This window comes from Polynucleobacter sp. AP-Reno-20A-A9 (assembly GCF_018882085.1).
Taxonomy (GTDB): Bacteria; Pseudomonadota; Gammaproteobacteria; order Burkholderiales; family Burkholderiaceae; genus Polynucleobacter.
Genome location: NZ_JACVPB010000015.1, coordinates 1 through 22,142 on the forward strand (window position 1 = coordinate 1; position 22,142 = coordinate 22,142).

The following is a 22,142-nucleotide window of genomic DNA, read 5'->3' on the forward strand; positions in this document are numbered from 1 at the left end:
AATCAGGCCACACTCAAGTTTGGATTATCAAACCCCAACAGAGTTTGTCGCTGGATGGCAAAAGGAATTAATAACGGGAGCCAGAGTTTCTAGATGAAATTGGTCCGATAAAACCAGACAGGTCAGGGCGAGATACGAACTCGCGTCCAACAGATTAAAAATTCGACGTAATTACGATTGGGCGTTTAATTGCTTTGTTGTGAAGCCCTTAAGTAACTGTCACTCCTTGCATCATCCCAAGATCCTCATGAGCCAGCATATGGCAATGCATTACATAAGGCCCAGTGAAATCTCTAAAGCGCGAGCGGAAGGTAATTGATGTGGGATTGGATGGGGTTCCACCCACTGGAAGAGCCAAGGTATCGCACCAAAAGGGAGTTATTGGTTGCCCATTAATCTTAATCACATACATTGGATTGACGTGAATATGGAATGGGTGCCCAACTGAATTCATGTTGTAAACCGTCCACTCTTCAACGCTATCGAGAGGGACTGTTTGAGTAATCGAACTTGCAGATTGAAATGGATAATACTGGCTTGGATTTGTAGTGCCTGTCGGGGCTGCTGGAGTAGTCGAGGCGTTAGTTGAGGCTGATCCAACCGAAAAAACAGTATTCATTACGGAAGTTAAGTCAGTGTTGTAAACCCAATCTCTTATCTCGGATCCCGGCGAGAGCAGACCACTTGCGGGTGCATCGGTGATAGGGGAGAGCTTAGCTGCTGCTGGGGGTAAGGCGTTGTTTAATAATGCATTGCTGATTGCTCTAAAAACAATATTTCGTTTCATGCCGCCCTTGGCGGCTAGCTCTGCATCTGTAATTGGCGTCAGAAATGTGGTTACAGCAAGAGGTTCAGATGGAATGCGCATAGGGTTTATAGGCGCGACAACTACTATCTCAGCCAATATATCCTCAGGAACAATGCCTTGCGCCGAAGCGCTTACAGTTAAGGTGCGCAGATAGTATGTACCTGGTGCACCTGCTTGAACGATCACTGATGATCGAGCACCAGCATCTAATTTAATTCCTGTGCCCGCAGGAAAGTTCTGGTAAAGGGCGCGAGGATAGCCATCCACCGTATATCTACGGAGAGTATGGTTGTCCAAACTTAAGCTGAGTGGGTTAAAAATTTGCGTATTAATAAAACGCCAACGTTGAACTTCGCCACTTTGCATCACGATCCTAGGTCGTCGTACCCCATTAATTAATACAGGGCTGCCCGCGGAAGGATTGTCAGCAACTTGAGAAAAATTCTCTAATTTTCCAGTCGCTACCCCGTAATTTTTATTGCCATTGCCAGCGTAATAAGGAGCTTGAAACATAAAGATTAACTCTGTGGCTGCTGCCATCTCAGGTTCGCTATCTATAGGTCCGCGAACCATTAAAGCTCCGGACATAAAGCTTGCAACCTGCATTGCAGTTGCTCCGTGAAGATGGGGGTGATACCAAAATGGCCCATCGGGGTGATTTGATGGAATTTGATACTGATATTGACGGCTCCCACCTGGTGCAACGCCTTGCCCAAGACCATCAACAACATAATCCCCATAGAGCGAGGGATTAATAATGCCCGGGTAAACATGTAGGCCATGGGTATGCATGTTTGTGTTGTTTGGATAACCCAGATAACTTGGGTTTAAAGGATTAATAGGGGGATTTGGTGGCAGCGAGTTGTTTAGTTGAATTCGTAAAGTGTCGCCCGTATTCACAATCAAAGTAGGTCCCGTTATTACAGGTTGGCCTCCCAAAACTCCATATGCCCTTAGGGATACCTTTTGTGTGACGGCTGGGTTTGCAGTACCAATGTTTGTGTCGAGATAGGAAACCGATAGTGATACATCTAGCAAGCCATTGGCAGATTGAAGAACCTGCGGCTGGACAAAGGTCTGTATAGGGCCTGTCGATCCATCGCCTCCACCACCTCCGCAAGATGAGAGTAGCGGTGGCAACGCAAGCCCAGCGGTTAGTGAAACACCAAGCTGTAGAAAATTGCGCCGAGTTACGGGTGTATTGTTTGCCGATTTCATATCAGACCTTAAGCAATGGAAAGAAATGAATTGGGATGGTCTATTTTCGAGCTGGCGCTACCAATTTGACCAGAGCTATTATTGCCCCATCCCCAAAGATTCTTGGAGGTGACCGCAACAGCATATGTATGTCCGGCTGAGATCGATTGCACGGCTTCTAGGTTTTTAACCCTAGTTGGCCGTGATCTATCAACAGAATCCCCAAGACCAAGCTGCCCAAAACCATTCCAACCCCATGCATAAAGCTTTCCTGATTTTGATAATGCTAGAGAAAAATGTAATCCCGCTGCAATGTCTATGATTTTCTCGGGGAGGTTGATTTTTAATGGCGCCGGCGAGTAGTTAACTGCTTTAGTGCCAAGTTGACCTTTATTATTGCTTCCCCAGGCATACACTTCTCCATCAGGTAATAACGCCAATATATGTGTGGCACCGGCTGCGAGCACTATTGGTTTCATGGAAGTATTAATACGCATTGGCTCCAATTGAGTATCAAGATGTCCTAGACCTAATTGACCGGCGCTATTGCCTCCCCATGCATACATATCACTTTCTTTTGACAGGGCAAATACAGAACCTTGGCTCATGAAGATTGACTTAATTGGTGGCAAGTCATGGATGATGTCTGGTGGAGCATTTAACTGTGATGTGTGGCGCCCCAAAACTCCGTCCACATTCATGCCCCATGTATAAATGCGACCCTGTATGTCAACAATTGCGAAGTTATGCTCCCCAGATGCAATTGCTATTGCATCTGGTAGGTTTGCTAGAAGCTCTGGCTCTGATATTGCAACTGATTGGTTGTTGCCACCAATGCCTATCGAGGAATTCCCCCAGGAAACAACCTTATTTGTTTCGGTTAATCCTAGATTGATGCCAAATCCTGCTGATACCGACTTCAGTTTTTGGCCAGCATTGATTTCTATTGGACTATTTAAGGTGGAGGGACTTGTGCAGATCTCTGCCGAACTATCGGCTATCCTCCCGCTGCCAATTCCACCCCAGGCCATCATTTTTCCAGATGAAAGAAGTGCGAGGACATGGTCACGACCGCAGCCTACTTGTAATATTTGATATGAGCCTGAACGCATTAAGATTTTCTTCACTTTGTTTTTTGAAAGAATATCTAGCTTTGTCACTTAAAGCAATTCATTAATTCACATGGATTCATGGATTAAGGTCTGACGATCATCTTCCCGAGAGGGGCAAAGTTAAATCAGAGAGGCTGAGAATCTCAAAATAGAAAAAGTCACCCGAAGGTGGCTTTTGTATAACTGGTGGGTCGGGCGAGATTCGAACTCGCGACCTTTGTTCTAATTGCGCTTTAACTTTATAGATTTAAGGTCGCGATTTTAAATTCAGGTTCATCTGTTAAGGAATCTATTTGGAATCCCAATTCCATAGTCATGCGTAGCATTTTGGTGTTAGTGCTTAAGATATACCCAATCATCCTTTGTAATTTCATTTGCTTGGCATATTTAATGAGATGCTCCATGAGATTCATTCCTACTCCATGGGCCGAGTACTGGTCGCTGACGCTAATTGAAAACTCGCATTTTTTTTCGGTTTCATCCGAGACATATCGTGCAATCCCAATGATTGACCCGTTATCATTTTCTTGATCAAGGCAGGCTACAAAAGCCATTTCCTTTTCGTAGTCCAGCTCTAAAACATCTGCTAAGAATTCATCGGGTAGCCTTGAGATTGCGTGGGCAAATCGAAGATATCGACTTTCTGGCGAGAGTTGATTAAAGAGCTCAATTAACTTTTCTCTATCATCAGAGTGAATAGGTCTAATGATGTAAGAAAATCCATCTCCAATTGCATAGAAATGCTCGCTGAAGTTTTGGCCCTTACTCATCTTTAGAAATTATCTAAATCTTTCTTGGAGAAATATTCCAATAGAAAATCAATTAATACTCTCACTTTAGGCGCAATATGTTGACGGGTGGGAAATATTGCGTAGATATTACCCTAGCTTCCAAAGCTAGGGGCGAGGGTTCGACTCCCTTCACCCGCTCCAAAATCTACAAGTGTCGGGATATACGACGCCTGAAAGTTGCTTACGGTCACCCAGTCTCACCAAGCGCCCAACATCCTGACCCATAGCGACCCTATAAATTGCCTATTGCGTCCTTGCAGTAATCACCATATTCCATTCAACCAAAAGAAAAGGGACCACATTGCTGTGATCCCTTTGTATAACTGGTGGGTCGGGCGAGATTCGAACTCGCGACCAACGGGCTTTAAAAGAAGTTTATTGGCTCAGACAGTAGCGCTGTAAGTAGTCATGGATGATTTGACGGGTTATCCGCCAACGGTTAGATGACTGTTTCGGCCATTAAAAGACCCAGAGTGGCAGTTTATTGTTACTTCATTTGAGGCGCAGCATTTGAATACTTGTGCCGCCCTAGTGAATAAGAGGGGAACAGATCTCTCTATTTCTTTGATAGCAGCTACAAGCCTCAGCTTTCAGGGCGAATCGATTCAGGATCGTTATTTCTCCGCGGTGATAGTCAATTAAACCTCTTCTTTTAAAGTCCGCAGCTGAAGTTGTAATGCCCACACGTCTGACTCCCATCATCAAGGAAATAAATTCATGCGTCATGAAAAAGGTGGGTGATTGAGCTCGATCTTGGCTCATCAAGAGCCATTTAGCTAAACGTGGACCAATTTCATGGAAGTGCTCACATGCAGCCGTCAGCCCAAGCTGGATCATATGAACCGCAAGGTAGTGATTAATGATGTGACTAAGCTCGGGAGTGTTTTTTATTTCAGCCAGAAAGTCTTTGGACTTGATTTTCCAAGCGCTCCCAGCGCATTGCACCAACATGCCAAAGGAGTGCACGCTTGCCCCAAGTGTAATTTCAGCGCCCACCATACCCTCGTTGCCAATTACCCCAATCCCTAATGGCGGATGATCATCAATGCTTTGAACTATCGAGATGCACCCATCAATAGGAAAGTATAGGTGACCTATTGGCTCATTAGCGATACAAATAATTTCAGAGTGATTTAACTCGTAGAGCTCTGCCTCGGACAAGAGGATTCCTTGAGTTTTTTTAGGGAGTAGGTCGATCAGGAAATTCTTACTCATTTATCGTAGTCTCAGAGTTGATTGCACAACCCTTGCTCGGGCAATGAGAACCTAATGATTTAAATAAAAGCTGTCTCGTGAGAAGTATCTTCTTATAAGTTGAGCTTGTCTGTCCGGCATAGAACTAAATAGCTGGTTTTTCTTGAGGGTCAAATTGACATTGTAATTGGCGAAATAAAGAGCACCTTCTTGGCTGGAGATGAATTTCTATAATTACCCAATCAAATCCATACTGAAATTTATGGAGCCAATGGAGTTAAATACCTTGCCAGTAGAGAGTCTCTTTTAAATTAAGAAGAGCCAAGCGTCTTGTAACTCGACGCATACAGAAAGAGGATTTGCCATCCCCCGTTTAGCCCCTTTGTTGGGAAACACGAAAAATGACTGTTATGTGGCGGACCTCAGGCACTCATAACAGGGTGGTTTTCTAAGTTTGGCGGGCAGAGTGCGGCCAATATCGGACAGGCTTTAAATCTCAAAACATTCATTGAGGCGCCCATTACCCCTTTATAACCACTAATAAAATAGGTTGTATCTATTTGGTCGTTAAAAGAGTAAGGTGTGCCTAGGTCAAGGCTAATAACTGTTATAGCACTTGATTTTCTTAATCCTACGTAACAGTCGTCCTCTCTAGCGAATTAGAGTAGGTCTCACCCCCCCCAGAACTAGTTTTTTATATAACTGCTGCTAATGCACTTCATTAGCAAGCGATTCTTCGTGGGCTTCTATTAAACGTCTTAGTTGCAGCTATAGCAGGTAAGACGCAATACTTATCAATTATGTTAATAAAAGTGTCCAGTTAATGGCCGCTCTACGGGCGCAAGTTGCGCCTAAAAAATGGAGAGATTTATCCGCTTACTTTTTTTACTTATTTTGGCTTTATTCATTACATCTGCATCAGGCCAGACATCCAACGACGTCAACTCTACGGGAGCTGGCGCAACGAATACTTCGGTTGGAGGCGGGCAATCTAATTTGTTGGGTAGCAATATTGGCACCCAACAAAATTCGACTAATGTGACTGGTGGGTATGGCAACGTGAATAGCAATAATCCAGGGACTACCACGGCAAAAGTTTATTCAGTTCCTACTATGTATGCTCCGGGCTTAACAGCTGCCGGTAGCGATGTCTGTCTTGGCTCTGTATCTGCATCCGGATCGATCTTGGGGTTAGGGCTTGCAGGCGGCAGCACTTATGTGGACGACAACTGTGTCTTATTAAAGAATAGTCAGAGGATGGCAGCCTTGGGTTTTGGTAATGCGGCTGTAGTGATGATGCTGCAAAACAAGGATATTGAAAAAGCCATTAGAACTTCAAGTCCATCAGTTTATCTACAAGTATCTAAAGATCGGCTAGCTAACTTGCAAGCTGAGTTTGATGATGCAAAAGAGATGGGCGAATCAACCGTTGATCTTGAAGAAAAACTCATCAAGGCTAATAAAGAAGTGCGCATCATGGCCAGGAGAGTGCAAACCTCACCCGGTTTACCGGAGAAGGCGGTCGAAATTGCGCCAACAACATCAAGCGGTAAAGCCAAAATGGCTAATGACCCTAGAGAAATATTGAATCATTAAGAAAGTACCAATGAAAAAAATCCTTGTAGCCTCGCTACTTACAATTTCAGCTCTGGCATTTGCAGCGCCGCCAACCGCATTTACCTTTGTGGCGCCAGCATCGGTTGCTGTTGCGCCAGCATTAACCAACTTGCTTGGCGTAGTTAATGCATTTAAAGCCGTAGGAACAGCGTTTGCTTTGGCTGATCCCGTAGCAACTGGCTTATTGGATCAAGCTGCCATCAATTTAACTCTCTCTGTTGATATTAAAAATATCGATACCTTGGCCATAAACTCTCCAGCCTATAACAGTACTACTGGGCAAATTACCTGGGTCAATAACTTTGCGACTTCAGTTGCGTCCTCAAATGCTTGGGTTCAAACTGATACGGCTGACTATGATGCAAAAGCGAAGTTATTTCGTGATGCTGGTGGTGCATACGCAGTTACTGCAATCATGACTGGTGGATCGGGCGTTAATCATTTGCTGTCAGCCATTGATGGCACAACACGAATGGTTAATGGCGCCAGTTATATTCCCGATAGCTCATTTAATACCCTAGTTACTAGCTTTAATACGGGCGCAACAGTTAGTCAAAAAATAGCTGACCTGGGAACTGCAGCAACTGCCTTGACCGCTATTCAAGCGCAAGGGTCTGCCATGGATATTGCTGGGGCGGTAGCCGTTACCACTTTAAATACTTTAGTTCTGCCTGCTGCTGGCAAGAATTCCGCATCGTATAGCACCCTTAACTCTTTGCTGCTATACAACGCTTTACAGTAAACAGCGATTGTTCATAAAGGTCAGCTATGGGTCGGAAACTGTCCAATGGGGTGCGCTAGACCCAGATGCCTCAAATCGGCCAACTGCAGACTCAAATAGATCCTTACATTTAAGACTTTTTGTTTACTGCGTCCACAATCTCTCTGGCTTGGTTGGATAAACGTACTGCCTCAGCCGCAGAATCAGCCGCCATCCTTGATGCCGCTGCGGCCTCGGTAGACGCTTTTAACAATGACTCCTCTGCTTGGTGGGCAACCGCTGCTGAAGCTGCCGCCGCAGCCGAAGCCGCTGCCGACTCTACAGCTGCCAAAGCCGCTGCAACTGCTGCTGTGACTGCTGTTTCAACAACCTTGTGCAATGCTGGATTTTGTGAGGCTTCTTTTGCGGCCATCATGGCATTCATTGCGGCTATTCGAAATTGCTCGGTCGATTTAGCTGCGCGTTTGGCAGCTTCAGATGACTGAAGGGTTAGTTCATTTAGTGATGACAGGGCAACCAAATAGCTTTTACTAACACCCTTATAGGTATTGCGTAGATCTTCTAAATCAGCCTACATTTCTGCTAGTTTTTTATAGACTAGCTCGAGTTCTTGACTCATTATTTATTTCCTTATTGATGTTATGTGTCAACAATACTCCCTTAAGAGTGCCAATAGGAAGTATTCAAAAATGTTCTGAAGCGGTGCATAAACCAATAAATATTCAACAGAATAAGTATTCACGTCAAATTCAGGCGTATTCTGAGTGGATGAAGGATATAGGTCGAGCAACAAAATCAAACGGTAGCAGCCGACAGAGACTATCTGACTTATTAAGGTCGGTTGATGAACTAAATGCGTCTATCAAATCAGAGAAAAGAAAGCTGGTTGAAATTGCATCGCCACTAGACCTAATGGAGTTGCGGGCTGAAAAGGCTGAGAAAGCTGCAAAAGCTGGTGACGTTGCGCTTGAAGCTTTAAAAATCCTACAAAAAAATAGTCTGGAAATTATCAGGGCTGGTGACATTGCTATGGCCGCCTTGCGCGCTACTATCAGGGAGAATGACGCTGATGCTGCTGAGAAACAAATGGCGCTTGAGGAGCTTGCCAAAGTTATTGAGAAAAATACCGTCAGCCTAAAAGCATCGGCATTGGCATTTAGTGCAGTAAATGAGTTGGCTTTCCATGATGAGTTAACGGGCCTGCCAAATAGAAGATTGCTAAATGATCGGCTATGGCAAATTATTGCCAACAACAAACGTTGGGATAGTTATAGCGCCGCTATTTTTATAGATTTAGACAAGTTTAAGCTCCTTAATGATGAATTTGGACATGAGGCAGGTGATGAACTTTTAATAGCAGTTGGAAAACGATTGCAACACTGTGTGCGCGAAACAGATACGGTTGCCCGTTATGGTGGCGATGAGTTTGTAATCTTGTTAAGCAGACTGAATGGCAATCTAGTAGAAGCTAGGGCTGAAGCTGAAGAGGTCGCAAATAAAATACTTGCTAGCATGGCTGCGCCTTATAAAGTTCATGTTCATCAGAATCATGATCCAGTTGCGGTAATTGATTATCAATGTTTTGGCAGCATTGGTGTTGCTATGTTTGGCGGTGATGACACTGAGGGAAATAGCATTCTTGATTGGGCTGATGAGGCTATGTATTGGGCTAAAAGTGAGGGTGGAAAGACGGTACGCATTTACGATGCCAAAAACTCTACAGAACAAACCTTAATAGGGCTTTATGAATTAGCAACTCACAATGATATTGAGACGGCTAATCATGGAATAAGGACGCGGCAATACGTCAAGACGTTAGCCAATAGAGCCAAGGACATGAACCTGTTCCCCGGAGAGCTTACCAACCAAATTATTGAGCGCTTGTTTAAAACCACCCAACTTCACGATATTGGTAAAACCAAGATACCGTATGCAATTATTCATAAGAAGGAGAAGTTAACGCCAGAAGAGTGGGTTGAGATGAAAAAGCACACTACTTATGGCGCAGACATTCTACGGGCTGCCAAGAAGCAAAACACTAGCTTGAGCGACTTTCTTAATACCGCAATAGATGTGGCAGAGGCGCATCATGAGCGCTGGGACGGAACAGGATACCCAAAAGGTTTAGCCAAGGATGACATTCCTTTAGCGGGACGACTTATGGCAATTGCCGACGTTTATGACGCCTTAGTCAGTAAGCGAAGTTATAAAAACGCATGGACTCATAAGGATGCGGTTAACGAGATTGTGTCCAAAGTCGGCACTCAATTTGACCCCCTTTTAGTAGAGGCATTCAAATTGGAAGAAGATCACTTCAATTTAATAGCTGAGAATGCAAAAGACTAAAAAGACGTAATACAAATCAATGATCAGCCTGAAAATAAGATTAATGCTTATGAGCAGCACTTGCTAGATAGAGTGGTGGCGTTAAGGCATGAAGTCGATAACCTAAGCCACGCTTATGTGATAGTCAATGAGCGATTTAATAAACTATCTTCACATGCTCATTTGGCTACCACCGCCTCGCTTCAAGAGGCAATTAACGCTGAAGAGTTAGCAAGACTTTGTCTTGTGGCTTGCAAAAATGCTCACAATGCCGCGCTTGTGCTTGACGATCCAGTCCTTATAGAGCTTACGGGGCTGATGGTGGTAGATCAATTCGCGAAAACCGTATTGCAGATTGCTGACCGTGGATACGTATTTTCTTCTGGAAAAATTACCCTAGAAGGTAATGCAGTAGATCTACTGCAATCAGAGGAAATGATTAGCGAGTACTTGGGAGAGGGTTAATCTGTTTTAACAAAGGTTAAGATGCTGCGCTGTAGACCTTTATCTGCCCAATTGGGCATGATGCGCCAAGTAGTCAAAACGCGAAGGCGGTCATCTTGAATTTCAAATTGACGTCTTTGCTCTGTATTCACCCAATCAGGCTTCCAGGCAACCTGAACGCTCGTGATCCATTCATTACCTTCTATGCGGTAGGTGCCTGCGTAGGATACTAGGCTGTTTAATAATTCCGCGCTATCTTCGCTGCTTGAGGCTGGCTTTCGACCCTCACCAGTTAATGTCACCATGACATGGTTATTTTCAGTGATGCAGATGAATCCAGTTGGTTTCTGTCCTAGGGGATAAAAAAACTCGCCCGTTTCTTGTATTTCTACTTCGTAGGAAAATAATTTCCATATTCCTATAAGTGCTTGATTGCTTTTCATGAGGCTTATTTTCGCATTTCTGCTTGAAAGATTTCAAGGGCTTTTGACTTGATCTGAATGAACTCAGGATGGCTTACTGCTTCAGGCAAGCGTGGTTTTGGCATATCAAAATATAAAAGAGAGGCAATCGCCGTTGGTCTTCTTGTGAGAAGGAGAATCTCATCGGCTAGAAAGACCGCATCTTCAAGATCATGAGAGACGATCATCATTGTTGTGCCAGTGGTAATGTTCGCCTCTTGCAGCTTTTCTCTGATGAAGAGTGTCATTTCAAAGTCTAAGGCTGAGAATGGCTCATCTAGGAAGAGTATCTCTGGCTTAGGTGCTAAGGCTCGCATAATTGATATGGTTTGCTGTTGTCCACCAGAAAGCTCATAAGGGTATAGATCCAGATTGAATCGTATTTCAAATAGCTGAACCAATTCCTCGACGCGAGCAGTTACTTTAGCCTCGCTCATTCCAGTGCGCCTTAGCGGATAGGCTATGTTGTCGCGGGAGCTCATCCATGGAAATAGAGCGTCTCTGTAGTTTTGAAAGACATACCCAATCTTAGTATCTTTTAAATCTTTTCCATCAAACAAGACCTGACCAGAGTCATAGGGCATTAGCCCTGCGATCATATTAATAAGAGTAGATTTTCCGCAACCATTTGGCCCAAATATAGAAATAATCTTTCCATACGGAATTTCAAAGTTAAAGTCTTTGTAAAGAGTCGCGCCGCCAAACTCTTTGCATAAGTTCCGAATAGTGACGTGCGTGCGTGGCGGGTTTTGGCTCATGCTTTTCCGCTCCAGTGAACTAACTTCGATTCAGTTGCGATAAAGATCAAATTAAGCGCGTAACCAAGTGCACCGGTAATAAGTATTGAGCTATACATATCTTTGATATTAAATACTTGCTGAGCATCAATAATTCGGTGCCCTAGACCTGCTTCAGACCCAATGAACATCTCGGCAACAATTACTATAACCAGCGCTAGGGATACACCAGTCCTAAGCCCTACAAAGGTTTGAGGCAGGCTTTCCATTAGGAGTACGTCTTTAAAAATATGGAAGTTACTGATGCCCATAGTCTTGGCTGCCATTACCCGGGTTTTCTTGGCATTCATTACGCCATAGGCGCTATTAAAGAGAATCACAAGCACGGCTGCAAAGGCGGCGATCGCAATTTTATTAATATCAGTAATACCAAAGATCAGCATAAACAACGGAATCAGTGCCGAAGATGGTGTTGATCTGAAAAAATCAATTAAAAATTCAACACTTCTGTAGGCTGGGACTGAGCTACCTAAAATGACGCCAAGAGGAACTCCGATTACGCAGGCAATTAGAAATGCGTAGAAAGTACGAAGTACAGTCGCCCAAAGATCCTTAAAAATTGCCCCCGTAACAAATAGGTGGCCCATGTATTCAAAGGTTGCATTCGGAGCAGGCAGTAACGTTGGTGAAACCCACTTCGCCGAGAGCGTTAGCGACCAGAGTAGATAAAGCAAGACCGGCCCAATAAAGGGAAGCACCATGAATAGGTGCTTGCGATGATTCAAATTCATTATTAGGACTGCTTGTAGATAAGTGTTAGTGCCGATATGGGTTTTTCAAAAACTTTACGCTCGGTAAATACATCAAATAGTCGTTGCAATGCTTTTACATCAGCAGCTTTCACTTCGTTATATTGGATGTATCCGCTAATTGGTACCTCTTTGGCTAAATCGCCGTCAATCGCTGTGTAGTCTTTTAGATATTGATTGGCAGCCATACCTTCTTTGCGAACATACTCAACGCCCCCTGCATACCCTTTAATAAATCCATTAATTAAGTCCGCTTTTTCTTTTAGCGTCTTAGAGGTGAGTGCAGCTGCGCCGCCTATCCAAGGAAGGTTATCGCCTAAAACATATTTTGATACCACTCCTGCGCCAATTGAGCGTGAGATTTTTTGTTGTTTTCCAATGACTGCAGTTGGCTCTAGTACATAGGCCCCATCAATTTGACCGGCTACTAAGGCCGGTAGGATTTGGGCAATAGGCAACTCAATGACTTGAGCATTGGTCGCTCCCGCGCCTGCTAGTACTGCCTTAGCGAGGGTGACATTATTGATTCCGGGACCACAGGCAACTTTTTTCCCGGCAAGCTCAGAAATCCCCTTAATACTGGAGTTAATTGGAACGATAACCTGGTCCAAGATATATTTTTCGTTTGCGTAGTTCATGCAAGTAAATTTGATTGAACCGGGTGACTGAGCATCAGCTAAGGCAAGCGCTGTAATGGCTACTCCATTTGCGCAACCATCAATCCTGCCAGCGATCATAGCTTCTACTACCTGATTTGGGCTTGCAAACTTCACGGCCTCTACATTTACTCCTGCTTGTTTGAAGAGACCACGATCAACGGCAGCATAAAAAGGTAGGCCGGCTGCAATGGGCCAATACCCAATCAATAACTTCTTTTCTTCTGCTTTTGCGCTGAGGCCGATAGATCCCATCGCTAAAGCAAGACTAGATTTGAGGCCGAGTACCAGTGTGTCGCGCCTAGAGAATTTTTTTGAGTTCATGCATCCATTCCTTTAAGTAATGTATGCATCCTAAGGCTATCTTATAGGTATTAACGATTACTATTCTTCATGTTGGTGCATAGATTTCACCTAAAAGTGACATGTCCATATTTTGCTTGGCTAGGATGGATACCCCAAATGGTGCATCTTGAATGGTAAGCAAGGGCAGTGTTACTTGTGGGAGGCCGCATAGGCCAGCGATACAAAGTAATTGAAAACTATTTTTTCTAAAGTCATCAAATTCTTTTGCGCTTGAGTCCAAGCGTGGCGCTATATCAAAAACGGTGGGAAGTATTAGATAAGTATTTTCAGAAAGCAGTTGAGCCATCTTGGCAGTGACTTTTTCTCGGTCAGAGCGAGCTTTAATTTTTTGATTCTCAGTGATGGAGCGCGCAGCCTCAAAGCGATCTTTTACTCCAGGCCCCATCTCGCTGAGATGTTCGGATGCCCAATTACCATGCTGTTCCCAGATTTCTCCAGCTTGAATAATTCTAAATGTCTCTGCCCAATCTTTGAGCTCGCAGTTGCCGATCTCAACCGTAGGAATTTGAGCTCTTCCCAGTCGGAGTGAGATAGCTTCTTGCGCCTGTTTGCTAAGGCTGGGGGGTAATAAGTCAAATGCCTCTTTTAAGAAAAAGTAGGATGCGCTGGCGTTTCTTGTCCGAGTTTCATTAAAAAGAACTTCTCCCACCTTCAAGAGGATTTCTGGATCTCGTGCAAACCAACCTAAAGTATCGAAACTTTTTGCTAGTGGACGAGCTCTCTCAAGGCTAATACGCCCATGTGTAGGGCGGAAACCATATATACCGCAGAAGCTAGCCGGAGCTCTAACAGAACCCCCAGTATCTGAGCCTATAGCAAAGTCAACTAGCTTAGCAGCAACTGCAGATGCTGATCCGCTAGAAGATCCTCCTGGAACTCTGTTGGGGGCGGCAGTATTTAAGGGTGTACCGTAATGCGCATTCATTCCTAGAATGCTATAGGTTAGTTCGTCAGTATGAGTCTTCCCAACTAATGACGCGCCAGCATCTACAAGGCTTGAGATAAATGTAGCCGTCTCAGTAGGAATGGGATGGGAGTTCAGCCAGGCAGGACTCCCAAATGCTGTTGGTATATTAGCGATGTCAAAAATATCCTTTACCCCAAAGGTTAAATCTTTTAGCGGGCCTGATTTTGTCGAGAGTATCTCTATCGGAGCATCTACACAAAAGGCTCGGGCTGTATCGCGTTCAAAAATTGTGGGCATAATGGACCAATAAGTAAGTGATTGAATTTATCTTAGGAGTGTATGGCATGTGGAAAAATTTTTCCAAAGAGAATTTAGATAAGGCTTACAACAATTCTTTAGCCGTTGCTAATAGCGCAGAGATCGTGCGGTCATGGGTTCAGTCTAGTATCTCGGCCAAGGAAAAACTACCTGGGGATTGTGATATTTCTTACGGGGATACAAAATTTCAAGCTTTCGATTTTTTCTCCGCGGGAGACAATGCTCCCGTTATCGTATTTCTGCATGGCGGGTTTTGGCAGATGCGGTCTAAGGATGACTTTACTTTCGTTGCTCCTCCATTGGTTCAGGCGGGTTTTAGCGTGGCAATGCTCGGGTATCGTTTGGCGCCCTATGCCAATATGCATGAAATTGTTCGGGATGTAAGAGATGGCCTAAAAGCAATTGGCGTTTACATGAATAAGAATCAGATGGTTCCTCAAGGTCTATGGCTAATAGGCTGGTCTGCGGGTGCCCATCTCATATCAATGGTTCAGGATGAAGAGTGCGTCCTAGGGGGCACTGCAATTAGTGGCATTTACGATTTAGAGCCAATGAGGCATTGCTATATCAATGAAAAACTAGCGCTGGATGAAGGCACTTCATTAAAGAATTCACCAATTCTGCTTCAGCAAAATACCTCCAAGCCCCTAGATATCTTTGTAGGTGGCTCTGAATTGCCAGAGATGCAAAGGCAGTCGGTTGATTTTTCTGTCTATAGAAATTCAACTGAGGCGGAGGGCAGTTTTAAAACCATCCCCGAAAAAAATCACTACACAATACTAGATGAACTGACGGATAAAAATGGAGAGATATTTAAAGTTTTAGTCAGTCGTTTAATTTAATTATTAATCATTCAAATAAAAAAACTACCTAAGGGTAGTTTTTTTATTTGAACTAAGTAGTGTACTGATAGTGCGCACCACATTGATGAATGCTGCACTTTTATCGATGATTGCGCACTAAATTAATGCAGCTACATTCACTAGTGATGGGAGCTTATGTAAGTATCAACCCCAATAAAAATATTTCATGGAGATTGATAGTGAGTATTCCTGTAGTGCAACTTTCATTAGATTCAATACACAAGTCATTTTCTAGTAAAGATGGCCCAGTTCCAGTTCTTAATGGACTTACATTTGATGTGATGGAGCAAGATTTTTTAAGCATCATTGGGCCGAGTGGGTGTGGAAAGTCAACTATTTTTAATATCATTGCCGGGCTCCTCGAGGCTGATAACGGAAATATGATCTATAGAGGCAGCAAAATTCAAAGCCTCAGAGGTAAGGTTGGTTACATGATGCAAAAAGACCTTCTGTTCCCATGGCGCACGGTTCTTGAGAATGTCATGCTTGGATTGCGGGTTCGGGGCGAGGATGATGCTAATGGGGTTGAGAAGGCAAGGGACTACCTCAACACCTTTGGGTTATCCGGTTTTGAAAAATCCTACCCTCAGACTCTTTCGGGGGGGATGCGTCAGCGCGTTGCACTGATCCGTACTCTTTTAATGGATCCCGACATCCTATTGCTTGATGAGCCATTTTCGGCCCTGGATTATCAAACTAGACTCTACCTTGAGAGTGTTCTGCTAGATGCTGTAGCAAAGTTTAAAAAGACGGTCATCTTAGTTACCCATGATATTGATGAGGCTGTAGCCTTATCTAAGCGAGTTGTTGCGCTAAGCGGTAGACCTACAGTAGTTAAAAATGTGCATCAAATTGATATTGAGCGCTCATCTCCAATCGAAGCTAGATCACACAAAAATTTTGGTGAATATTTTCATCTACTTTGCTCTGAATTGGATATTCAAACCAGAAAGGATGAATTGGCATGAGCCGCGAAAAGAAAACAATGAGCCAAATGCTCGATACAAGCTTTGGAAAGTCACTTATTCAGATTTTATCGGTTGTAATTTTTTTCGCTATTTGGCAAATCCTCGCGGAATTTGGATTCATCTCGGAATTTCTAGTTGGAACTCCTTTTGGGATATGGAAAAGATTCATTGCGAGCGTGATGGATTACTCCATCTTTATTGATACGGGGTATACGCTTTGGGAGGCTTTATTGGGCTTTGTGATTGGTACGCTTGTTGGTACTAGTATTGGGTTACTCCTTTGGTACTCAAAATGGGTTTCCCAGATTGTGGAGCCATTCATTGTTGCTATTAATAGCGTTCCAAAAATTGCATTAGCTCCCATTATTTTGCTTTGGTTTGGAACAGGTCTGGGTGCTAAGGTCGTATTGGTTGTCTCTATGACAGCAATTATTGCTCTCATTGCAGCACATCAGGCAACTAAAGAAGCCGATAAGGATTTGCAATCATTGCTGTATTCCATGGGCGCTGACCGCAAACAAATATTTCGTCAAGTGGTTGTCCCTTCTTCAATGCCGGCGATTGTTTCCAACTTTCGCATCAATGTAGGCTTTGGATTAGTTGGCGCAGTTGTGGGTGAATTCATTTCATCAAAAGCTGGTTTAGGACACATGATTTACAACGCCTCAAGCTTATATGAGCTCAATTCTGTTTGGGTTGGGTTATTCATGTTGATGATTGTTGGTTTCTTTCTGTATCACGGCATTGATTCGCTGGAGCGCTTCTTGTTCCCATGGCGCAATGATTCTGGACGCACACAAATTCGGATGTAATTTTTTATTAATCTCACGGAGGTTTTTCATGAAATCGATTTACAAAAAGCTACAAGTAACAGTTGCTGCATTAGCTATTGCTGGCATGTCGTTTAGCGCTACCGCAGAAGTAAAGACAGTCACTATTTCTCAGGCATTTCAGTCAATGTTGTATCTACCCCTTTATGTCGCAATTGATAAAGGCTTCTTTAAAGACCAGGGCTTAAGTGTGATTAAAGAAACCGCTGGATCTCCTACCGCGGCTTTATCTTCGGTACTTTCAGGAAGTTCGCAGTTTTCAATTCATGGTCCAGAATGGACTGCTATTGCCGCTTCTAAGGGCGCCAATGTTGGCATTATTAGTAATGCTGTTAACGGCGCTGCTGTATGGATTGCAACAGCTCCTGATGTGAAATTTATGAATGTTAAGGACATCAAGGGCCAAAAAGTTGTTACTGGTTTAATGCCAACGACAAGCACCTCTTTGTTCCTTAAGTTGCTTAAGGAAAATGGCATGAGTGATAAAGATATCGATATGATCCAGGTTCCTCTGGGCACAGAACCTGCGGCGCTATTGGGTGGTCAGGCAAAGGTTGCGGTGCTGTACGAGCCGGGCCTTGATCAAGTAGCGATCAAAGGAATGAAGGTTGTTTTAGGCTTCCCGAAAACTTATGGTGCTTACGCTTTCTCATCCATTACTGCAATGAAGACGGTTGATCCAGTATCAGCTCAGAGAATGGTGAACGGTATGGAGGTTGCGCTTCGTTATATGGCTAAAGATCCCAAGGGAGCTATTGAGGTTGCCAAAAAAGAGTTTCCAACGCTTGATCCTCAAGTTGTTGAAAATGCGGTAACTCGCATGATGAGTGAAAACGTATTCCCTAAGAGCGTTCAAATCACTCCTGCGGCACTCAAAATTTCAATGGATACACAAATTGCTTTAGGTAATTTAAAAGAGCAACCTGTCTTTGAAAACTTTATTAACGAAACCTATATTCAAAACGCTTTGAAATTGAAGTAATCGCTATTATTAATCCACTTGGGGCGTATTTTTACGCCCCATTTCTTTGAATAAATAAAACATATGAAAAATACAATTGGACTGACTGAGGCTTGTAACTTAATTTCTGCCGATGAATTAAAGCCTATAGATTTTTTGCGGGCCTGTTTTGATAGGGCAAATGAAGTGGAGCCCGTTCTTAAGGCCTTTGTTTCAAGAGCCTCATTAGATTCTATGACCAAGCAGATAAAGGCAGGCCCGCTCTCAGGAATTCCAATTGCCGTTAAAGATATTATTAATACTGTTGATCTTCCAACGACTAATGGGTCACCCATTTATAAAGATAAGACTCCCGCCGAAGACGCTACGATTGTTAAAAAAATTCGCAGTCTTGGCGGCGTAATATTTGGTAAATCAGTAACGACCGAGTTTGCTTGGCGTAATCCAGGCCCAACAACAAATCCAGTTAATGCTGAATATACCCCTGGAGGATCCTCTAGTGGTTCAGCGGCATCGGTTGGCGCAGGGATAGTGCCATTAGCGCTGGGATCGCAAACGCAAGGCTCAATTATTAGGCCGGCAGCATATTGTGGGGTAGTTGGTTATAAGGCGAGTTACGGTGCAGTTTCTAAGCTTGGTGCTCACGCCTTGTCCTACTCGCTAGACCATATTGGGTTTTTCACGCGGTCGGTTGACGATATGGCTTTTGCTTTTAATAATTTAAAAAATAGTGATTCATTTGATCCTGAATTAATCGTTATTCCAGATTTGGTCTTTGGCGCAACAAAAGAGTTGCCTATGCTGGACAAGCCAAAGATTGCATTGCTAGAGACACCGCTGGACCATATGATGTCTGATGATCAGAAGCAGGCATTAAATTTAGCTGTCCAGAAACTCGAAGAATCAGGCGCTATCGTTCAGAAGTTATCTTTGCCCCAAGAGTACTGGGACGCGATCCAAGCAATGAATCTTATTTTGGAGTCAGAGGCTGCAGAAATACATGCGCATCATACTGAGCATGTGAATGATTCACTTAGCGTTCATATTCAAGAGTTGGTTACAAGGGGTCTAAAGCATAACGCTCCTGCTTATGTTGCCGCAAAGTTCTTACAAAAAAATCTACGTAATTCTATCGCCACTTACTTTGATAGCTTTGATGCATTTTTAATGGCCCCGGCAAGTGGAGAGGCTCCTAAGAGTCAGGCATCTACTGGGGATCCAATCTTCTGTGCCCTCTGGAGCTTTTTGGGAACCCCTTCTATTACGATTCCTGCTGGTAAGTCAAAGAATGGTTTGCCACTAGGCATTCAGCTTATTGGAAACTATAGATGTGATGCTAAGTTACTAAGTGTAGCTAAGTTTTCTGAGTCCGCTCTAGCGAAGTAATCTTTACATGTCCCATCCTCTGAAGTTCTTGTTACTCTTTGTGGGGTGAGGCATGTCAATCGGTGATATAGCTTGGTTGATGCTAGGTGGAAGCCTATCTGGATTTTTAGCTGGCCTACTGGGAATTGGGGGTGGAGTAATTTTAGTTCCACTAATGATTCTGATATTTGGCCGTTTAGGCTTTAATGAAAATGTTCTGATGCATATGGCAATTGCTACAGGTATGGCTAGCGTGTTATTTACTACTTCCTCGGCCGTAATAGCTCATCAGAAGCGTCGTAATATTAACTGGAAACTAGTTATTTCCTTATCTCCTGGTCTTGTCTTGGGGGCTGTAATTGGCGGCGGAAAATTTTTTGATGCCATTAATGGAGCTTGGCTATCGCTAGGATTTTCTATTTTTATGCTTTACTCATCCACCCAAATGATTCTGAATAGGTCCCCTCATGCTGCACGAGGTTTACCTGGAGCCTTTGGGCTCTTTGCTTTTGGTGTGTTGACGGGCGTGATCGCTAGTCTATTAGGTGCGGGCGGCGCTTTTATTACGGTCCCATTTATGATTTGGTGCAATATCAAACCCCATAATGCAATGGCAAATTCCTCGGGCTTAGGTTTTCCAATCGCTGCATCATCTACATTGGGTTATATCTATGGAGGTTGGGGTAATTCATCTTTACCTGAGTACTCTCTTGGCTATGTGTATGTACCCGCTTTATTGTGCATTGTTATTACGAGCATTCTTGCTGCACCGCTCGGGGCAAGAGTAGTAAATAAATTAGAGGCGCCTAGATTAAAACGTATTTTTGGATGCACTCTTTTTCTAGTTGCATTATTCATGCTCAATGAAAGCAGAAAAGCGTTTGGGTATTAAAAAAAGGGCTCTTGATTGCTTGCGTCTCTAAAAGAAAAAGCCACCCGAAGGTGGCTTTTGTATAACTGGTGGGTCGGGCGAGATTCGAACTCGCGACCAACGGATTAAAAGACGCTTGCTTGACCGTCTTTCACTATGTAAATCAAACACATAATGCGTGCCGTCAATGTTGTGTGCTGTTTTTGTGCTTGTGTGTAATGCTGTTTCTACGCTTTTAAGTTGCGTAAATGTGTATCTACCTGCGCATACCATTTGCGCATAGCCTCTCATCCCCACACCACTCGGTTTTGTTTTTACACATATTTCACGCATAAACCACTGTTTTTTGCGTGTTTTTACGCATTCAAGGTTTGAGTGCGTTTGTCCGACGCTGTTGTTCCTTGCGTTTGCGTTCATTGTCACGCTGTTGTCGTTGCCGTTCTCGTTCCTGTTGTAGTCGTTGCCTGTCACGCTCAACACTTTGCTGTAGTCCGTGTATGCGTGCTTGCGCTGGATTGAGTGGGGGTTTTGGTTTGATAGGGCGGAGGGTGATTTCGTATATGCGCATACTGTATTTAACAGCGACCAAACAATATCACTCACCCCCACATTATTCACGCATACCCCCACCCATACTTTCGCACACCCTATACTTTAGTTTGACACTTCTGTGTAACTCAGCACATTACCCTCGCCGTATTGCGCCTCACCCAAGCGTTTTGCGAGATAGTCGTTTTCAGCATACACCAGCGTGTTTGCTGTTTGTGTTTGACTAATGCGCACCCACAGTCTGTATTGTTTCATTTTGTAAATCCTTCACGCAGTTTAGTTGCCGCATTTTCAATCGCTGTATCTAACTCGCCAGCACTTACAGCCGTTTTAATCACATCCAAAACTTTCACTAAATCTTTTTCAGTGCCAACTTCTACAGCAAACTTGCCTTTGCCCAGCTCCAACACTTTGCTACCGTAGCGCACACTGATTGCCAGTTTGCCGTTGTCTGTAACAAACCACCAAGGTTTTACACACACATCGGTTTCCACTTGTTTGCGTGCGCCTGTATCAATATCAGCAACACTGCGGAACTTTTTGACGCTAAAACTTGTGCCAGTTTGTTGCGCCCGTGCTAACTCTGTTTGTTGCCAGATGCGTTTAATCAACTTATTCCTGCGCTGTAGCACTTGCGGGATTTGTGTCGGTTTCTTTGCGTCTGTTAGCTTTAGTGTGTTTAAGTTGCTCATTTGTGTATCCTTTTCTGTTGTGTGTTTTAGCAACTGTAGTTTCGGTATTACCAAACTCGCAACCTCTTTTTGCCTTCAAATCTTTTTTGTCCAAAATCACACAAATCCACCTAATATTGCGTCAGATTTTGTTACATATTGTTTGGTCGTTACTAAATAAATGTATGAACGATATTACTTACAACATACAAAGACGAGAGAAGCGTGACACCGAACTTGCTGACGCTTGGTTGCGTGGCATAGGTGTAGATGTAGGCAGTTTTGGAACAACTAAACCGAACTTACTCAAAGCGCAACAGACAGCTACTAAACTGCTAACTGAACATATTGGTGTTTTGGACAAATCTACTAAACGCTTTATTGAGTATTTCCAGTCACGCTACAGTTGCGTTAAAAAGCGCAAACACATTACGGACGGCGATTGTTTCCGTATTCTCAATCTACACAGTCGCATATTGCGCGGTGAGTATCGCAGTAACAGGCGCAAACGCAGAACAACACAGGCATAAATCAGGCACATTCAAAACGCAGATAAACACTGCGCTAACAAAGGTAAAAACTCCACTTGTAATATAACGGC

24 protein-coding genes are annotated in these 22,142 nt (G+C 43.7%); 13 read left to right on the top strand and 11 right to left on the bottom strand.

Annotation, left to right across the window (positions count from 1 at the left end):
* Nucleotides 1–208 precede the first annotated feature (208 nt).
* From ICN39_RS10145 to ICN39_RS10160, 4 genes are all read right to left on the bottom strand, one after another.
* Nucleotides 209–2,026: a multicopper oxidase family protein gene (locus tag ICN39_RS10145; protein ID WP_216233908.1), complete on the bottom strand. Its 1,818-nt coding sequence runs from the start codon at nt 2,024–2,026 to the stop codon at nt 209–211.
* Between the two features lie 8 nt (nt 2,027–2,034).
* A complete protein-coding gene (locus ICN39_RS10150) occupies nt 2,035–3,132 on the bottom strand; it encodes a hypothetical protein (protein ID WP_216233909.1) in 1,098 nt (365 codons plus the stop codon).
* Nucleotides 3,133–3,356: 224 nt separating this feature from the next.
* Entirely contained in the window at nt 3,357–3,887 is a 531-nt protein-coding gene (locus tag ICN39_RS10155) for a GNAT family N-acetyltransferase (RefSeq protein ID WP_216233910.1), read from the bottom strand.
* A gap of 549 nt (nt 3,888–4,436) precedes the next feature.
* Nucleotides 4,437–5,123: a Crp/Fnr family transcriptional regulator gene (locus ICN39_RS10160; protein WP_216233911.1), complete on the bottom strand. Its 687-nt coding sequence runs from the start codon at nt 5,121–5,123 to the stop codon at nt 4,437–4,439.
* An 837-nt stretch (nt 5,124–5,960) separates the two neighbouring features.
* Between ICN39_RS10160 and ICN39_RS10165 the strand changes: the two genes are divergently transcribed.
* The 5 genes from ICN39_RS10165 to ICN39_RS10185 all read left to right on the top strand — a co-directional run bounded on the left by ICN39_RS10165 (nt 5,961) and on the right by ICN39_RS10185 (nt 10,230).
* The gene (locus ICN39_RS10165) at nt 5,961–6,698 is read left to right on the top strand and encodes a hypothetical protein (protein ID WP_216233912.1); all 738 of its coding nucleotides are present in this window, start codon (nt 5,961–5,963) and stop codon (nt 6,696–6,698) included.
* Nucleotides 6,699–6,708: 10 nt separating this feature from the next.
* The gene (locus ICN39_RS10170; protein ID WP_216233913.1) at nt 6,709–7,461 is read left to right on the top strand and encodes a hypothetical protein; all 753 of its coding nucleotides are present in this window, start codon (nt 6,709–6,711) and stop codon (nt 7,459–7,461) included.
* 119 nt (nt 7,462–7,580) lie between these two features.
* Nucleotides 7,581–7,925, top strand: a complete 345-nt coding sequence (locus ICN39_RS10175) for a hypothetical protein (RefSeq protein WP_216233914.1) — start codon at nt 7,581–7,583, stop codon at nt 7,923–7,925.
* A gap of 217 nt (nt 7,926–8,142) precedes the next feature.
* Entirely contained in the window at nt 8,143–9,786 is a 1,644-nt protein-coding gene (locus ICN39_RS10180; protein ID WP_216233915.1) for a diguanylate cyclase domain-containing protein, read from the top strand.
* A 162-nt stretch (nt 9,787–9,948) separates the two neighbouring features.
* Nucleotides 9,949–10,230: a hypothetical protein gene (locus ICN39_RS10185; RefSeq protein WP_216233916.1), complete on the top strand. Its 282-nt coding sequence runs from the start codon at nt 9,949–9,951 to the stop codon at nt 10,228–10,230.
* Here the strand turns inward: ICN39_RS10185 and ICN39_RS10190 are convergent.
* From ICN39_RS10190 to ICN39_RS10210, 5 genes are all read right to left on the bottom strand, one after another.
* A complete protein-coding gene (locus ICN39_RS10190; protein WP_215357725.1) occupies nt 10,227–10,652 on the bottom strand; it encodes a lipocalin-like domain-containing protein in 426 nt (141 codons plus the stop codon). The two genes, ICN39_RS10185 and ICN39_RS10190, sit on opposite strands and share 4 nt — an antisense overlap.
* A 5-nt stretch (nt 10,653–10,657) precedes the next feature.
* Nucleotides 10,658–11,428: an ABC transporter ATP-binding protein gene (locus ICN39_RS10195; RefSeq protein ID WP_216233923.1), complete on the bottom strand. Its 771-nt coding sequence runs from the start codon at nt 11,426–11,428 to the stop codon at nt 10,658–10,660.
* A complete protein-coding gene (locus tag ICN39_RS10200) occupies nt 11,425–12,198 on the bottom strand; it encodes an ABC transporter permease (protein ID WP_216233924.1) in 774 nt (257 codons plus the stop codon). Before ICN39_RS10200 ends, ICN39_RS10195 begins: the two co-directional genes overlap by 4 nt.
* 2 nt (nt 12,199–12,200) lie before the next feature.
* The gene (locus ICN39_RS10205) at nt 12,201–13,196 is read right to left on the bottom strand and encodes an ABC transporter substrate-binding protein (protein WP_216233931.1); all 996 of its coding nucleotides are present in this window, start codon (nt 13,194–13,196) and stop codon (nt 12,201–12,203) included.
* Between the two features lie 67 nt (nt 13,197–13,263).
* A complete protein-coding gene (locus ICN39_RS10210) occupies nt 13,264–14,442 on the bottom strand; it encodes an amidase (protein ID WP_216233933.1) in 1,179 nt (392 codons plus the stop codon).
* Between the two features lie 47 nt (nt 14,443–14,489).
* Between ICN39_RS10210 and ICN39_RS10215 the strand changes: the two genes are divergently transcribed.
* From ICN39_RS10215 to ICN39_RS10245, 7 genes are all read left to right on the top strand, one after another.
* Complete coding sequence (locus ICN39_RS10215) at nt 14,490–15,305, top strand: alpha/beta hydrolase (protein ID WP_216233935.1); 816 nt, start codon at nt 14,490–14,492, stop codon at nt 15,303–15,305.
* Nucleotides 15,306–15,505: 200 nt separating this feature from the next.
* Nucleotides 15,506–16,294 carry an ABC transporter ATP-binding protein gene (locus tag ICN39_RS10220; protein ID WP_370623733.1) on the top strand — a complete coding sequence of 263 codons (789 nt, stop codon included), beginning with the start codon at nt 15,506–15,508 and terminating at the stop codon, nt 16,292–16,294.
* The gene (locus ICN39_RS10225; protein WP_215357695.1) at nt 16,291–17,106 is read left to right on the top strand and encodes an ABC transporter permease; all 816 of its coding nucleotides are present in this window, start codon (nt 16,291–16,293) and stop codon (nt 17,104–17,106) included. Before ICN39_RS10220 ends, ICN39_RS10225 begins: the two co-directional genes overlap by 4 nt.
* Before the next feature lie 28 nt (nt 17,107–17,134).
* The gene (locus ICN39_RS10230; protein WP_216233937.1) at nt 17,135–18,106 is read left to right on the top strand and encodes an ABC transporter substrate-binding protein; all 972 of its coding nucleotides are present in this window, start codon (nt 17,135–17,137) and stop codon (nt 18,104–18,106) included.
* Nucleotides 18,107–18,169: 63 nt separating this feature from the next.
* Nucleotides 18,170–19,471, top strand: coding sequence for an amidase (locus ICN39_RS10235; protein WP_216233939.1), 1,302 nt, complete (start codon nt 18,170–18,172; stop codon nt 19,469–19,471).
* Nucleotides 19,472–19,523: 52 nt separating this feature from the next.
* A complete protein-coding gene (locus ICN39_RS10240; RefSeq protein WP_216233941.1) occupies nt 19,524–20,342 on the top strand; it encodes a sulfite exporter TauE/SafE family protein in 819 nt (272 codons plus the stop codon).
* Nucleotides 20,343–20,702: 360 nt separating this feature from the next.
* Nucleotides 20,703–20,840, top strand: coding sequence for a hypothetical protein (locus ICN39_RS10245; RefSeq protein ID WP_216233944.1), 138 nt, complete (start codon nt 20,703–20,705; stop codon nt 20,838–20,840).
* A 135-nt stretch (nt 20,841–20,975) separates the two neighbouring features.
* Here the strand turns inward: ICN39_RS10245 and ICN39_RS10250 are convergent, their stop codons facing one another.
* Nucleotides 20,976–21,125 (bottom strand): hypothetical protein, encoded by a 150-nt coding sequence (locus tag ICN39_RS10250; protein WP_216233946.1) that lies wholly within the window; start codon nt 21,123–21,125, stop codon nt 20,976–20,978.
* The gene (locus ICN39_RS10255) at nt 21,122–21,616 is read right to left on the bottom strand and encodes a DUF6641 family protein (RefSeq protein WP_370623734.1); all 495 of its coding nucleotides are present in this window, start codon (nt 21,614–21,616) and stop codon (nt 21,122–21,124) included. Before ICN39_RS10255 ends, ICN39_RS10250 begins: the two co-directional genes overlap by 4 nt.
* Before the next feature lie 110 nt (nt 21,617–21,726).
* On the opposite strand from ICN39_RS10255, the gene ICN39_RS10260 reads away from it, so the two are divergent.
* Nucleotides 21,727–22,071, top strand: a complete 345-nt coding sequence (locus ICN39_RS10260) for a hypothetical protein (protein ID WP_216233950.1) — start codon at nt 21,727–21,729, stop codon at nt 22,069–22,071.
* The last annotated feature ends 71 nt before the right edge of the window (nt 22,072–22,142 follow it).